Origin of the sequence: Thermus sp. 2.9 (genome assembly GCF_000794385.1) — a bacterium.
GTDB classification, from domain to species: domain Bacteria; phylum Deinococcota; class Deinococci; order Deinococcales; family Thermaceae; genus Thermus; species Thermus thalpophilus.
Map to the genome: position 1 here is coordinate 30,336 of NZ_JTJB01000004.1, position 13,629 is coordinate 43,964.

A 13,629-nucleotide genomic window follows, 5' to 3' on the forward strand; every position below is an offset into this window, starting at 1 on the left:
GGGAGCGCTTCAGGCCACCACCGCCAGGCCCTTGGCCTTGGCTTGGTACATGCGGGTATCGGCGGCGGAGAGGAGTTCATCCGGGGTGGCGCCGTCCTCGGGGAAGGTGGCCACCCCGATGTTCACCCCCAGGCAGATCTCGCCGAAACAGAGCTTTTCTATGGCCTTGGCGTAGCGGTAGGCGGCGGCGATGGCGCCCTGCTTGGGGGTGTGGGGGAAGAGGACGGCGAACTCGTCCCCGCCCCAGCGGAATATGCGATCCCCGTTGCGCCTTTCCCGTTCTAGGGCCTCCGCCACCTTGATGAGGGCCAGGTCGCCCACGGCGTGGCCTAGGCGGTCGTTCACGGGTTTAAAGCCCTTAAGGTCCAGGATGGCCAAGGAGAGGGGGTAGCCATAGCGCTCCGCCCGTTTAAGCTCCTCCAGGAAGTGGCGGTCAAAGGCCCGGCGGTTAAGGAGGCCCGTGAGGGGGTCGGTGAGGGCGGCCTCCTCCAAGAGGCGCCGGGTTTTGGCTTCGTGGAGCAAGGTGGCCAGGGGAGCGGCGAAGTAGTGGGCCGCATGGAGGGAGTCCTCCCCGAAGGCCTTGGGGTCGTGCAAGTTGTCCAAGTTGAGGTAGGCGAGAACCTCGCCTTTGTAGGGAACGGGGAGGCAGAGGTTGGCCTGGATCTCCTTGGCCCGGCCGGCGGTGTCTATGACCTCCGGGGGAGCGGTCTGGTGGCTGATCTCGGGGATGGCCCTTTCCTCCACGCTCATGATCCGGGGCTCGCCCCGACGGGCCTCCCCTTCCCCCCGGCCGTACCAGAGGAGCATGCCCTGCGGCGTGAAGCGCACCGTCTTTAGGCCCTCCAGGTCGTAGCCCACCGCCGCCTTGAACAGGTATTCCCCGCCTTCCAGCACAAGAAGGCTTCCCGCTTCCGAGCCCGGCACCTGGCGGATGGCCTCTTCCAGCACTTCTTGATAAAGCTCTTCCAGGGGCTTCTCCAGTAGATTTAGGAAAAGCCGGTTCACCCCTTCGTGCCGCGCCTTCTCCGTGAGGCGCTCAAGCCCAAGCCCCAAGGCGCGGCAGGCGGATAGGAGCATCTCCTCTTCCGCCCGGCGCCAAAGCCGTTCTTCCCTTTGGCCCAGCACCAGGACCCGCCTCGCCCGGGGGCTTCCCGGGGTGGGAATGGGAAGGGCGGCGAAGGTGCGCCAGTTCAGGGCCTTCAAGGCGGGGACCACCCGGGCTTCCTCGGCGTAGCGGGCGGTGAAGACGGGGCTTCCCGTCTCGTAGACCTGCCAGGCGAGGCCCAGCCCGTAGGGTAGGCCCTCCCGGATCACCTGGAGGAGGGCGGGTTCCGTGACCCCCTGGTAGGCCAGGGCCTCCATCCGGCTTCCCCGGGCTTCCCAAAGGGTGCCGGCTTCCAGGTGGAGCACTTCTAGGAAGAGGGCGAGGGCTTTGCTCCCCGCCTCCTCCAAGGTGGCGGCGCTTTGCATCCTCTGGGCGAGCTCGGCGAGGAGCCTCCGCTCCTCCAGGTCCGCCAGGCGGGAAAGCTCTAGGCTCACCGCCTGGGCGAAGCGGATGAGGCCCTCCACCTCCTCCGGGAAGAAGGGACGGCTTTTCTCCAGGTTGAGGACCGCCACCACCTCGCCCCGCTCCAGGAGGGGAAGGGCGAGCTCGGCCAGGGCCTGGTGCCCCGGGGCGGGGATGTAGCCAGGCTCCCGGCGCACGTCGGGCACGTGGATAGGCCTACCTTCGCGGAAGGCCCGCCCCACCACCCCGGTGGGGGGGATGGTTTCCAAGGCCAAGGGGGGGGCGCTCGCCAGGAGGCGGAAGCCTTCCCGCACCGGGATCCAGACCCCGGCGTGCCCGCCTTCCCCAAAGGCGGCGAGCCGCTCGGGCAGGCCGCGCAAAAGGGTTTCCCGGTCCTCGGCCTGGGGGAGGGCCTCGAGGGCCTCGGCCAAAAGCTTTTGTGCCCGGGCCAGGTGCTTGGCCCGGCGGTGGGCTAGCCGGAGGCTTTGGCCCACCTGGTGGGCCAGGAGGGCGGAAAGGAGGAGAAGCGCAACCGCCACCCCGTCAAACCCGGGGAAAAGGAGAAGGAGGAGGGTGGAAACGAGCGCCGCCCCCAGGCCCACGCCAAGCCCCCGGGCGCTGGCCAGGGTGGCGGTGGAGATCATGAACCAAGGGAGGATGTAAGGGGCGCTATATCCCAAAAGCCCCGCTAAAAGCCCGAGGAGGAGGGCTCCCAGGGCGATGGCAGGGTAGGGGAGGAGCATGTTGGCGTTATACTAACCGGGAGGTTTCCTTTTCGCCAGGGGGGGTTAGGGAGAGGTGGGCGAGGGCCCGCTCCGCCGCCTGCTTGCCCGAGCGCACCACCTCGGGAAGCCCCACGCCCAAGAGGTAGTTCCCCGCCAGGAAAAGCCCCGGGGCTTTGAGGAGGGCGAGGTCCAGGCGGGTGAGGCGGTCCAGGTGCCCCACCTTGTAGGCGGGCATGCCCTCGGGGAAGCGGAAGACGAAGGTGCGCTCCGGGCGCACCTCCTGGCCCAGGTACCGGCGAAGCTCCGCCAGGGCGAGCCGGGCGAGCTCTCCTTCGCCCATCCGGGCCACCTCCCCGGAAAAGTAGGCCCGCACCAGGCTAAAGCCCTCGGGGGCCCTTCCCGGCCACTTCAGGTGCGTCCAGGTGAAGCCGCGCGCTTGGTAGTTCTCCCCTTTGGCGATGAGGAGGCCGTGCCCCTTCACGGGGAGCGCCTCCTTGAAGGCCAGGCTCACCGTGGCCGCCGGGGTGTGGGGGATGCCCTTTAAAAGGGCCGTGGCTTCGGGGAGGAAGGGCCTGAGGAGGGAGGCGGCCACGGGGGCGGGGATGGCGAGGATCAGGGCCTCCGCCTCCAAGGCGCCCCGTGGGGTGTGCAGACGGTAGCGGCCCCCCAAAGGCTCCAAGGCCAGGACCGGGGTGGCGAGGAGGGTGTGCTCCGCCACCCGTTCCGCCATCTTCCGGGTGAGGGCGGAAAGCCCCCCTCGGAAGGAAAAGAAGAGGCTTCCCCCTTCCCGGCTTCCCCGCCCCCTTCGCGCCCGCATGGCCCCGAGGAGGAGGCTTCGGTGCTTCCGCTCAAGTTCCAAAAGGGCGGGAAAGGCGGCCCGCATGGAAAGCTCCTCGGGCTCACCCCCGTAGATCCCCCCGGCCAGAGGGGCCACCAAGGCCTGGAAGACCTCGAGGCCAAGCCGCCTTTCCACGAACTCCTTCAGGCTTTCGTCCTCCTTGTCCCCCCGGGGGAGGAAGAGGTCGTAAAGGGCCCGGAGCTTGCCGGAAAGGGAAAGGAGGGGGGTCTTGGCCAGGGCCTTTAGGTCCCCCGGCACCACCTGCAAAAGCCCCTCGGGAAGGGGGTGGGCTTTCCCTTTCCGCAGGATGTAGGCGGAGGGCTTGGCGGGAAGGGTGCCGATGGGCTCCAGACCCAAGGCCTGGGCCAAATCCAGGACCTCCTTCTTGTAGCGCACGCTGGCGTCCGGGCCGCCCTCCACTAGGAAGCCTTCCCCTTGGTGGGTGAAGACCTTGCCCCCCAGGCGGGGCGTGGCCTCCAGGAGGAGGAAGTCCACCCCCTCTTCCTTAAGGGCGAGGGCGGCGGCGAGCCCCGCCCACCCTCCGCCCACGATGGCTACCTGAGCCACGCCGCCTCCACCAGGTCCTTAAGGACCTGGATGTAGTCCAGGTCGGCGTTGAGGCTCCGGGCCCTTAGGAGCCTGAGCCCCACCGCTTCGGCGGTGGCCTGGGCCTCGAGGTCCAGGTCGTAGAAGACCTCCAGGTGGTCTGCGGGGAAGCCCACCGCCTGCACCACCACCTCGGCGAAGCCCTCTTCCCTAAGTTGCCGCAAGAGCTCGTTGATGTCGGGCCCAAGCCAGGGCTCTGCGGTGCGCCCCGCCGACTGGTAGGCCACCTGGAAGCGGGGGAGGGAAAGCCGCTTGGCGATGAGCTCCGCCGTTTTCTCCACCTGGCGCGGGTAGGGGTCCCCCCGCTCCACCGCCGCCAGGGGGATGGAGTGGGCGGTGAAGACGTAGGCCGCCCCCTTGGGGTCTTTTAGCCGCCAGATGGCCTCTTCCAGCCGCCTGGCGTAGGCGGCGATGAGGCCGGGGTGGGCCTCATAGCTTTCCACCCAGGTGAAGTCTATGGGCTCGGGAAGGGCCTTGAGGGCGGCCTCCACCTTCTCCCTGTACTCCGCCACGCTCCTTAGGGAGTAGTGGGGAGCGGCCACGATGGCCACCGCCCGCCGCACCCCGTCCTCGTGCATGGCCGCCACCGCCTCGCCGATGGTGGGGTGCCAGTGCTTGGTGCCCACGTAGACCCGGGCCGGCCCCTGGGGGATGCGGGGACCGAAGGGGCCCAGGAGGCGCTTGGGGTAGGCGGGGGCCTCGAGGTTCAAAAGGGCCTGGAGCCGCAGGGCCTGGACCAGGGTGATCTCGTTCAGGGGGCTTTTGCCGATCTGCTCGTAGCGCTCACTAAGCTCCTTGAGGAGCTCTTCGGAGGGCTTCTTGCCCCGGCGGATGTCGGTGTAGTAGGGTTCAATCTCCTCGGGGGCATAAGGGGTGCCGTAGGCCATCAGGAGTACGTTCACGCCGCCACCTCCTTCAGGAGTTCTACCACGTAGCGCACGTTCTCCTCTGGGGTCTTGGGCAGGATGCCGTGGCCCAGGTTGAAGATGTGCCCGGGCCGCCCTCCGTTTTCCGCCAGGATGCGCAGGACCTCCCGCCGGAGGACCTCCTTCGGGGCGAAGAGGAGGACGGGGTCCAAATTGCCCTGCACCGGCACCCGCCCAAGGACCTCCCGGGCCCAGGGGAGGGGGGTGTGGTGGTCCAGGCCCAGGACCTCCCCCCCGGCCTCCCGCATGTCCTTTAGAAGCCCCATGGTCCCCACCCCGAAGTGGATCACCGGCACCCCTAAAGGCCTTAGGGCCTGGAAGAGCCGCGTCATGTGGGGCTTCACGTAGCGGCGGTAGTCGGCGGGGGAGAGCGCCCCCACCCAGGAGTCAAAGACCTGGAGGAGATCCGCCCCCGCTTCTTTTTGCGCCTTTAGGTAGCGGGCCATGGCCTCGGTGAGCCTTTCCATGAGGCGGTGCCAAAGCGCCTCTTCCCGGTACATGAAGGCTTTCACCTGCAGGAAGTGGCGGCTTGGCCCCCCCTCCACGAGGTAGCTCGCCAGGGTGAAGGGAGCCCCGGCGAAGCCGATGAGGGGCACCTTAAGGACCCGCTTCAGGATGCGGATGGTTTGGAGGACGAAGGGCACCGCCTCCTCGGGCTCCAAGGGAAGAAGGGCTTCCACCCCCTTCTCGTCCCGGATGGGGCGGTGGATCACCGGGCCTTTGCCCTCCACCAGTTCCAGGTCCACCCCCATGCCGTAAAGCGGGGTGGTGATGTCGGCGAAGAGGATGGCGGCGTCCACCCCGAGCTCCTCCACCGGGCTTAGGGACACCTGGGCGGCGAGCTCGGGTTGGCGCACGATTTCCGGCAGGGTATAGCGCTCCCTTAGTGTGCGGTAGGACTTCTGGTAGCGGCCCGCCTGGCGCATGAACCAGACGGGGGGCCTGGGGGTTGCCTCCCCCCGGGCCGCTTTGAGGATGAGGTCGTTCACGCCCCCCATGCTAGCATGGGGCATGCGCGCTCTTCTTCTTGCCCTAGCCCTTATCCTAAGCCCTTTGGCCGTGGCCCAGGAAGACCCCGTGGTGGCCCAGGTGGGGGGTGAGGCCCTCACCAAGAGCCAGTTTGAGCTCCGTTTTGGCCTGTTCGCCAAAAGCGCCCTAAGGCAACTGGGCCTTCCCGACACGGAGGAAACCCGGGCCCTCCTCGCCCAGTACCGGCAAAAGTACCTGGAGGCCTTGGCCGAGGAGCGGGCGCTATTGCAGGTGGCGAAGGCCAAGGGATTTTGGCCTAAGCCCGAGGCGGTGGAGGCCCAGGTGCAGGCCCTCCTGGAGTCCTTCCCCGACGAGAACGCCTTGGCGGAGGCCCTGAAGGGGGCGGGGCTTCCCGATGTGGGAACCTACCGCCTTCTCCTGGCGGAGGCCTTGGCCCTCGAGGCCCTGGAAGGGCACTACCGGGAGAAGCTTCAGGTCTCCCCCGCGGCCCTCAAGGCCCTCTGGCTCCTTTCCCCGGAGTACCGCCACGGCACCCTCTACTGCGCCCGGCACATCCTCCTGCCCACCCTCGAGGCGGCCCGGGAGGCCCTAGGCCGCCTGGAAAAGGGGGAGCCCTTCCCCCAGGTGGCCCAGGCTCTTTCCCAGGACCCGGGCTCCAAGGAGGCGGGGGGGGACTTGGGGTGCGCGCCGGAGGGCACCTACATCCCCGCCTTTGAAGCGGCCCTTTTGCGCCTGAAGCCCGGGGAGGTGTCCGGCCCGGTGGGGACCCAGTTCGGCTTCCACGTCATCCTCCTAGAGGCGGTGAAGCCCGCGGGCCGCTACCCCTTGGAGGAGGTGGCGGAAGAGCTCGCCTTGGGCGTGAAGGACCTGGCCTGGGAAAAGCTAGCCAAGGCCCTCATCCGCCCCTATACCATCCGGCTTTTCCCGGAAAGGCTTTAGGGGAAGTGGAGGAGGGCCGCGTCCCCCACGGGGCTTTGGGCCAAGGCTAGGTCCTTGCCGGGGGCGTAGATGCCGCTTCGCCCCTCAAAGGTGAGGCCCAGGATCCTGCCGTTGAGCATGGGGTTTAGGAGGAGCCGAAGGTTTTCCCGGCCCCAAAGCCGCTCCCTAGCGGAGGTGAGCCACGCCTCCTCCTCTGTGCGCTCGGGGTCCGGGGGCCAGGGCCTATCCCAGGGGGCGGGGTTGGCGGAGGGTTGGAGGAGGACCTCGGCCCCCAGGGCGTCCAGCCGGGCCAGGTGCCGCTCAAAGAAGCCGTCCAGGCAGATGAGGATGCCCACCCGCCCGGCTTGGGTTTCCACCAGGTGGGGGCCAAAGCGCCCCCCCTTGAGCCAGCGCTCGGGGGGAGTGCGCTCCATCTTGGGCACCTGGGCCAGGAGGCGGCCCTCGGGGTTATAGAAAAGGGCCAGGTTTTGGAAGAGGGGGCTTCGGGAAAAAAGGCCCCGGGCGAGCTCCTCCTCGTAAGGCGGCGAAAGGAGGCTTCCCGCGAGGAGGTACGCCCCAAAGCGCCTCGCCGCCTCGGCCATGACCCGGTGGAGGACCGCGTAGGCCCGCCGGGCCCGCCGCCAGGGGAGGAGGGGGTTTTTTAGGAGCTCCCCCCAAGCAAACTCCCCCTCCAAGTGGAGGAGGAGGGGGAGGCCGAAGAGCTCGGGGAAGGCGGCCAGGCGGGGGGCGGGGGTGCCCTTTAAGGGGCTTAGGAGGCCGTGGACCCGCTCCCGGAAGGCTTCCTCCGTGCGGTAGGCCTCCGGCAGGACCTGGGCTTGCACGGCCAGAAGGGTGCGGAACGGCACCCCCTTAGGATACCCCTAGAGGCTTTGCGCCACGATAAAAACCCCCATGGCCACCAAGAAGAGGGCAAAGCCCCGCTTGAGGGCCTCGTGGGGCACCTTTAAGGCGAGCCTTCCCCCGAGGAGGCTTCCCAGGAAGCCCACGGCGATGAAAAGCCCCGCCACGGGGTAGTTCACGGCCAGGCCGTACTCGGGCAGGAGGTGGAGGTACTTGTAAAACCCGGCGAAGGACTTGAGGGCGATGATGAGGAGGCTTGTGCCCACCGCCAGGTGCATGGGAAGTCCACCCAGGAGGACCAAGGCGGGCACGATTAAAAACCCTCCCCCCACCCCCACGAACCCCGTGAGGGCCCCCACCCCTAGGCCCTCCAGGACGATCTTCCAGGCCTTGCGCTTCCCCCCTCGGGCCAGGGGGAGGGGCCGGGCCATAAAGTAGGCGGCGAGGAGCATCACCAGGGCGAAGACCAGGAGTTGCACCTGGCCGGACACGTAGCGGGAGAGGAAGGCCCCCAAATAGGTGCCCGCCATCCCGGGGAGGCCGAAGAAGAGGACGTTCCGCCAGTCCACAAGGCCCCTTAGGGCGTAGGGGGTGGCCCCTAGAAGGGCGATTCCCCCCACCACGAGGAGGCTTTCGGCGATGGCCTGCTTGGGAGGCTCCCCCAGGAGGTAGACCAGGACGGGCACGGTGAGGATGGAGCCCCCGGAGCCCAAAAGCCCCAAGGAGAGCCCGATGAGGAGGGCGCCAAGGAGGGCGAGGCTCATCGCTCCAGAGGAAGGCCCGAGGCGGCCCAGGCGTAGGTGCCGCCTTCCAGGTTGTAGACCTTCTCCCCGTCAAAGCCCTGCTCCACCAGGAAGTCCGCCGCCACCCCCGAGCGGTTCCCGGAGTTGCACACGAGGAGGATGGGCCGGTCCTTGGGAAGCTCGGCCAAGCGCTGGGGGAGGGTGGAAAGGGGGATGTTCACCGCCTTGGGCACGTGGCCTTCCCCGTATTCCCAGGCCTCCCGCACGTCCACCACGAAGGCTTCCTCCAGGAGCTTGGCCGCCTCCAGGGGCCCCACTTCCCGGTAGGGGGTGGCGGTGTAGCCCACCTCCACCGGGGTGGTGTCCACGGGAAGCCCGGCGCGGTACCAGCGGACGATGCCCCCCTCCAGGTTGTAGACCGGGTAGCCCTGGGCGCTAAGCCAGGCCGCCGCCTGCCAGGAGCGGTTACCCGTGCGGCAGTAGAGGACCACGGGCTGGTCCTTGGGGATTTCCTGGTAGCGGGCCATGAACTCGGAAAGGGGAAGGAGGCGGGCCCCGGGGATCCTCGCCTGGGCGTACTCCTCCACCTCCCGCACGTCAAAGAAGGGCACGCCCTGGTCGTAAAGGCGTTTGGCCTCTTCGGGGGAAAGGTCTTTCACTTGCGTCTCGTACATGGGTCGCCTCCTTAGGCCGTCACCAGCTCTTCCCCCTTCACCACGGGGAAGCCCGCCTCCTGCCAAGCCCTAATCCCCCCGGTGAGGTTGAGGGCGTTGTGGACGCCGTGGGCGAGGAGGGCGGAGATGGCGGTGCTGGAGCGGTCCCCGCCCACACAGTGGACGATGAGGGGCTTGTCCTTGGGGAGTCTATGCAGGTGGGCCAGCACGCGGCCTGCGTGGATGTTTAGGGCCCCCGGAATGTGGCCGGCGAAGTACTCGTCCCGGCCCCGCACGTCCAGGATCACCGCCTCGCCCCGCTCCCAAAGGGCCTTGGCCTCCTTGGCCGTGATTTGGGGGACGGTTTCCAGCTCCCCTTGGGCGTAGCCCTCGAGGCCCGGGATATACCCCATCACCTCGTCCAGCCCGATGCGGATGAGGGCCCGGGTGAGGGCCTCCACCTCGGAGGGGTGGGCCAGGAGGATGAGGGGCCGATCGTAGGGCAGAAGCCAGCCCGCCCAGGTGGCGAAGTTCTTCCCGGCGGGGATGTTGATGGCCCCCTTCATGTGCCCCCCGGCGAAGGCGAACTTATCCCGGGTGTCCACCAGGATGGCTCCCTTCTCCAGCCAGCGGAGGAACTGGGCCTGGGTGAGCCGCCCGGGGTGGGGGACGCCGCCCAGGATGGGCATGCCGTCCCGGTTGAGCCGCTTCATCTCCTTGAAGTAGGTGGGGGCCTCGGGCTGGCCTTGGAGGAGCGCCTTCACGAAGCCCTCTTCGTCGTCCCGCTCCAGGTACTCCGCCCACCAGGCGTGGCGCCGCTCGTAGCCCACGGTGGTGGCGGGAAGGGCCCCTAGGGCCTTGCCGCAGGCCGACCCCGCCCCGTGCCCGGGCCAAACCTGCACGTGGTCGGGAAGGGTGAGGAACTTCTCCTTGAGGCTTCGGAACATGCGCCTTGCCCCGGGCTCCGCCGTGCCCTTAAGCCCAGCCGCCTCCTCCAGGAGGTCGGGCCGGCCCACGTCCCCCACGAAGACGAAGTCCCCGGTGAGGAAGAGGAGGGGCTCCTCCGTCACCGCCCCGTCCGCCACCAGGAAGGAGAGGTGTTCGGGGGTGTGGCCCGGGGTGTGGACCGCCTTCACCCGGATGTTCCCCACCCTAAACTCGTCCCCGTCCTTGAGGAGAACGTGGGGGAAGCCCTCGAGGCCCCGGTACTTCCAGTTCTCGTCCCCCTCGTCCGAGAGGTAGAGGGTGGCCCCCGTGGCCCTGGCCAGCTCCCGGGCCCCCGAGAGGTAGTCGGCGTGGATGTGGGTTTCGGCGATGGCGGTGATGCGCAGGCCCAGGCTTTGGGCGAGCTCCAGATAGGTGTCCACGTCCCGCTTGGGGTCCACCACCAAGGCCTCCCCGGTGGCGGCGCACCCTAGAAAGTAGCTCATCTGCGCCAAACCTTCCTCGTAGATTTGCCGGAAGATCATGGGTTTACCTCCTAGGCGGGACCTTTGTCCCCACGCCCTGAAGATACCCTATGGGGGTAATAGGTGTCAAGCCGGGGCAACGTGAGGTCTATCTCTATGAAGGCGGAGCGCCATCTGCTATATTTGTCAAAGGACGTACCCCTACGGGGGTATCCCGAATAAGGAGGAAGCGATGCCGTTACTGGGACCGAAGGAGCAAGAGATCGTTCGCGAGCGGCTTTCCAGCCTCAACCGGGACGTGGAGATGGTGCTTTTCACCGACTCCTCCACCCTCATCGCCCCGGGCAAGGAGCCCTGCCTCTACTGCAAGGAGACCAAGCAGCTTTTGGAGGAGCTCGCCGCCCTTTCCGACAAGCTTCACCTGGTGGTTTACGACCTGGCCACCCCCGACGGGCAGGAGATGGCCAGGGCCTACCGGGTGGAGGCGGCCCCCACCCTGATCCTGCGGGAAAAGGGCTCGGAGGCCATCAACCTCCGCTACCGGGGGATCCCGGCGGGCTACGAGTTCGCAAGCCTCCTCGAGGACCTGGAGATGCTGGGCCGCGACGGGCACGGCCTGCCGGAAAACGTGGTCCAGGAGCTCAACGGCCTTCCCGAGGAGGTGCGGCTCCAGGTCTTCGTCACCCCCACCTGCCCCTACTGCCCCCAGGCGGTGCGCACCGCCCACCGCCTGGCCTACGCTTCTCCCAAGGTGTGGGGCGAGATGATTGAGGCCAACGAGTTCCCCGAGCTTTCCAACCGCTACCACATCCACGGGGTGCCGGACACCATCATCAACGGGGGCAAGGAGCGGGTGCTGGGAGCCCAGCCCCTTTCCCAGTTCCTCCAGGCCATCCGCAAGGCCGTGGGGGTACAGGCCTAACATGACCCGCCGCGCCCTTCTGGCCCTCCTTCCCCTCCTCCTCATCGCCTGCGGCCCCAAGGGGAGCTACCAAAACGTAGGCCCGGAGGAGCTCTACCGGGCCTTGAGCGCCGGGGCCTATGTGGTGGACGTGCGCACGCCCCAGGAGTTCGCCCAAGGCCACGTGCCTGGGGCGGTGAACCTCCCCGTGGAGGAGGTGGCCCGCTGGGCGGACAGCCTCCCCAAGGATAAGCCCGTCTACCTCTACTGCCGCAGCGGCAACCGCAGCCGCCAGGCGGCGGAATACCTCAAGAAGAAGGGCTACACCAACCTCTACAACGTGGAAGGGGGGGTGCTGGCCATCGCGCGGGCGGGCTACCCCCTGGTCCGCTGATGGACGCCCTGCAGCTGGGGCCTTTCGCCATCCCCTGGGCCCGGGTCCAGGCGGCTTTGGCCCTCCTCGCCGGGGTGGTGGTGGCGGAGGCCCTCGCCCGTAAGGTGGACAAAAGGCTGGCCCCTTGGGCCTACAACGCCCTCCTGGTAGGGCTTTTGGGGGCGCGGCTTGGGTTTGTCCTGGAAAACCTTTCCGTCTACGCCCGCGACCCCCTTTCCGTCCTCTACGTCTGGCAAGGAGGCTTTGACCCCCTTTGGGGTATCTTGGCTTCGGGAGGGTACACGCTCATGGTCTTGCCCAAACATCTTTGGCGCTACGCCCTGGTGGCCGCCTTGTCGGCGGGCCTCGTGGCGGGGCTTTTCCTCCGGGGGGGTGCCCGGCAGGAGGTGGGGCTTCCCGCCCTCACCCTTACCACCTTGGGGGGTACCCCGGTAAACCTAAAGGATTTTCGGGGCAAACCCCTGGTGCTCAACGCCTGGGCCACCTGGTGCCCCCCCTGCCGCCGGGAACTCCCCATGATGGTGCGCGTGAGCCGGGAAAACCCCGAGGTGCGCTTCGCCTTCGTGAGCCAAGGGGAAGGCCCGGCGGTGGTGCGGAGCTTCCTGGAACAGGAGGGCTTGGCGGCGGACTGGGTCTTGCTGGACCCGGAAACCAGGCTTTCCCAGGCCCTCGGGGTCCAGGGCCTACCCACCACCTTCTTCTTTGACGGGGAGGGGCGGCTCGTGGCCCGGCACCTGGGGGAGCTTTCCGAGGCGTTGCTTTTAGGCTACCTGCGGGTGTTGCGCTAGGCCCCGGCGGAAAGGAGCCTTTCCTTGCCCCCCACCACGGTCTTCAGGTGGACGGGGCGGCCCCAGAGGCGGTGGAGGTTTTCCAGGACCGCCTGGGTCTTCTTCAGGTCCAGCTCCACCCCTTCGTAGGCGTGGACCAAGAGGAGCTCGCCCCGGTTCTGGTAATTGGCGTCAAGAAGCTCCACGATGGGGTAGCCGGCGTTGGTGAGGCGGCAGAGGAGGGCCTTTTTGGCCTGGGGGAAGGTTTCCAGGTCCTCCGGGGAAAGGAGGCGCTGGCGCAGGGCGAACTCGGGGGTGAGGAACTCCTCCAGGAAGCTCAGGTCGGTGTGGAGGGTGCGCACCTGGAAAAGCTTCCTCCGCCCCTCGCCCGTGGGCCTCTCGTATCGGAGCCTTTCCCCGAGGGGAAGGGCCTCGTACTCCGGGCCGAAGCGCCCCTTGTTATAACGTTCCTCCACCTCTTGCAGGAGGAGGTAGCCCAGGCGGTAGGGGTTGAGCCCGTGGGGGGCGAGGAGGCCAGCCTGCAACTCGGCGAACTCCACCGCCTCCTCCGGGGTGAGGAGGGGGAGGAGGAGCCGGGTGTGCCAGTACGTGGCCCAGCCCTCGTTGAGGATCTTGGTGGCCGCTTGGGGCACGTAGTAGAGGCTTTCCTCCCGGATGATCTCCAGGATCCCCTTCTGCCAGGGGGCCAGGGGGGCGTGCCGGGCCAAGAACCCCAGGATGTCCCGGGTGGGCTTTGGGGGCAGGGGCTTGGGCTTGGCCCCCTCCTCCGCCTCCTTGGGAAACTCGGGGGGTGGGTTGACGAAGGGGTCCAGGTAGGGGCGGACCCGAAGGCGCTCCGGGGCCTTTTCCTCCTCTTCTTCCTGGGGCCTTTGGATGTAGGGGGCGTGGGGGTCAATGAGGTTCTCCAAGGAGAGGGCCAGGTCCAAAAACTCCTCCACCGCCTTGGCCCCGTGCCGCTCCATGGCCTTTTCCACGTAGGTGGCGTGGTGGGCCATTTCGCTGAGCATGTCCTTGGGGATGGGCTTGAAGGCCAGGTTGTGGTGGAAGAAGTCGGCGTGGCCGTAGACGTGGGCCATGACCAGCTTCTGGGCCAGGGGCGTGTTCCCCCTTAGAAGGTAGGCCTGCACGGGGTGGGTGTTCACCACCAGCTCATAGATGCGCCCGAGGCCGTAGCGGTAGGTTTCCCGGTGGCGCAGGTACTCGCTTCCCCAGCGCCAGTGGGGGTAGCGGCGGGGGAAGCCCCCGTAGGCGGCCAGCATGGCCATCTCCTCGGGGGTCACTTCCTCAAAAAGCACAGGGGGGAAGGAGAGCCCTTCCGCTTCTGCCCTTTCCCTTAGGCGCTCGGCCCACTGGCGAAGCTCCCTATCCAC

The 13,629-nt window shown here is 67.8% G+C and carries 13 protein-coding genes; 4 read left to right on the forward strand and 9 right to left on the reverse strand.

Annotation, left to right across the window (positions count from 1 at the left end; translation table 11 throughout):
• Positions 1-9: 9 nt before the first annotated feature.
• The 4 genes from QT17_RS03465 to hemE are packed head-to-tail and all read right to left on the reverse strand — an operon-like array spanning position 10 to position 5,600.
• Positions 10-2,250 (reverse strand): diguanylate cyclase, encoded by a 2,241-nt coding sequence (locus QT17_RS03465; protein ID WP_039456375.1) that lies wholly within the window; start codon positions 2,248-2,250, stop codon positions 10-12.
• 7 nt (positions 2,251-2,257) lie between these two features.
• Positions 2,258-3,637 (reverse strand): protoporphyrinogen oxidase, encoded by a 1,380-nt coding sequence (gene hemG / locus QT17_RS03470; protein ID WP_039456377.1) that lies wholly within the window; start codon positions 3,635-3,637, stop codon positions 2,258-2,260.
• Positions 3,625-4,578 (reverse strand): ferrochelatase, encoded by a 954-nt coding sequence (hemH, locus tag QT17_RS03475; RefSeq protein WP_039456380.1) that lies wholly within the window; start codon positions 4,576-4,578, stop codon positions 3,625-3,627. The genes hemG and hemH overlap by 13 nt, the downstream gene beginning before the upstream one ends.
• Positions 4,575-5,600 carry a uroporphyrinogen decarboxylase gene (gene hemE, locus QT17_RS03480; protein ID WP_039456383.1) on the reverse strand — a complete coding sequence of 342 codons (1,026 nt, stop codon included), beginning with the start codon at positions 5,598-5,600 and terminating at the stop codon, positions 4,575-4,577. The genes hemH and hemE overlap by 4 nt, the downstream gene beginning before the upstream one ends.
• 13 nt (positions 5,601-5,613) lie before the next feature.
• On the opposite strand from hemE, the gene QT17_RS03485 reads away from it, so the two are divergent.
• Entirely contained in the window at positions 5,614-6,531 is a 918-nt protein-coding gene (locus QT17_RS03485; RefSeq protein WP_039456386.1) for a peptidylprolyl isomerase, read from the forward strand.
• On the opposite strand, the gene QT17_RS03490 is transcribed toward QT17_RS03485, so the two are convergent.
• The 4 genes from QT17_RS03490 to QT17_RS03505 are packed head-to-tail and all read right to left on the reverse strand — an operon-like array spanning position 6,528 to position 10,236.
• On the reverse strand, positions 6,528-7,376 hold the full coding sequence (locus tag QT17_RS03490; protein WP_039456389.1) for a nitrilase-related carbon-nitrogen hydrolase: 849 nt from the start codon (positions 7,374-7,376) through the stop codon (positions 6,528-6,530). The two genes, QT17_RS03485 and QT17_RS03490, sit on opposite strands and share 4 nt — an antisense overlap.
• A 15-nt stretch (positions 7,377-7,391) precedes the next feature.
• Complete coding sequence (locus QT17_RS03495) at positions 7,392-8,135, reverse strand: sulfite exporter TauE/SafE family protein (RefSeq protein WP_039456391.1); 744 nt, start codon at positions 8,133-8,135, stop codon at positions 7,392-7,394.
• Complete coding sequence (locus QT17_RS03500) at positions 8,132-8,788, reverse strand: rhodanese-like domain-containing protein (protein WP_039456394.1); 657 nt, start codon at positions 8,786-8,788, stop codon at positions 8,132-8,134. Before QT17_RS03500 ends, QT17_RS03495 begins: the two co-directional genes overlap by 4 nt.
• Before the next feature lie 11 nt (positions 8,789-8,799).
• Complete coding sequence (locus tag QT17_RS03505; protein WP_039456397.1) at positions 8,800-10,236, reverse strand: rhodanese-like domain-containing protein; 1,437 nt, start codon at positions 10,234-10,236, stop codon at positions 8,800-8,802.
• Positions 10,237-10,408: 172 nt separating this feature from the next.
• On the opposite strand from QT17_RS03505, the gene QT17_RS03510 reads away from it, so the two are divergent.
• The 3 genes from QT17_RS03510 to QT17_RS03520 are packed head-to-tail and all read left to right on the forward strand — an operon-like array spanning position 10,409 to position 12,259.
• The gene (locus QT17_RS03510) at positions 10,409-11,098 is read left to right on the forward strand and encodes a thioredoxin family protein (RefSeq protein ID WP_052155148.1); all 690 of its coding nucleotides are present in this window, start codon (positions 10,409-10,411) and stop codon (positions 11,096-11,098) included.
• 1 nt (position 11,099) lies between these two features.
• Entirely contained in the window at positions 11,100-11,471 is a 372-nt protein-coding gene (locus QT17_RS03515) for a rhodanese-like domain-containing protein (RefSeq protein WP_039456401.1), read from the forward strand.
• Entirely contained in the window at positions 11,471-12,259 is a 789-nt protein-coding gene (locus tag QT17_RS03520) for a TlpA disulfide reductase family protein (RefSeq protein WP_039456407.1), read from the forward strand. The genes QT17_RS03515 and QT17_RS03520 overlap by 1 nt, the downstream gene beginning before the upstream one ends.
• On the opposite strand, the gene QT17_RS03525 is transcribed toward QT17_RS03520, so the two are convergent.
• Complete coding sequence (locus tag QT17_RS03525; RefSeq protein WP_039456410.1) at positions 12,256-13,629, reverse strand: SpoVR family protein; 1,374 nt, start codon at positions 13,627-13,629, stop codon at positions 12,256-12,258. The genes QT17_RS03520 and QT17_RS03525 overlap by 4 nt on opposite strands.